The 607-nt window shown below is 51.1% G+C and carries 1 protein-coding gene; it reads left to right on the forward strand.

What is annotated here, in order from left to right; genetic code table 11:
* Positions 1–607, forward strand: a 607-nt coding sequence (locus R7Q48_RS28855) for an MGH1-like glycoside hydrolase domain-containing protein (protein ID WP_411979304.1), incomplete at both ends; no start/stop codon positions are given.

The following is a 607-nucleotide window of genomic DNA, read 5'->3' on the forward strand; positions in this document are numbered from 1 at the left end:
ACGGTAACTGGCGCTCTGCGGCGGGCGACATTGAACAAGCGACAGTCACGCCATCGGTCACTGCGCGTTGGTTCTCTGGTAACTTAACGTGGCCGTGGGATTCGTGGAAACAAGCGTACGCGATGGCGCATTTCAACCCAGATGTTGCGATGGACAACATTCGCACGGTATTCCAAGAGCAAGTTCAAGCTGATGACAAGATTCGTCCGCAAGACAAAGGCTACTTGCTGGATGTATTGACGTACACCAAACCTGTTAGTCGTGGTGGTGCTGGCTCTGAAAACTGGAACGAACGCAATACGAAACCTTCGTTGGCGGCATGGTCTGTGATGGAGGTGTATCACGCTCTCGTGAACCAGTTTGATCGCCCAGAAGACGCGCAAAAATTCATTGATGAAATGTATCCGAAGTTGGTGGCATACCACGATTGGTGGCTATCCAACCGCGACCACAACCAAAATGGTGTGCCTGAATACGGCGCGGCAGTAGACCCAGCACACAACACGGAAGAAGGCGTGATGTACGTTTGGGTAGAAACGCGCGATCCTAACTTCACGACCATTATTCCAGCAGAAGACATCATCGAGCAAAACGGCAATTCTTATAA

The sequence above is a fragment of the Vibrio sp. 378 genome (assembly GCF_033339435.1).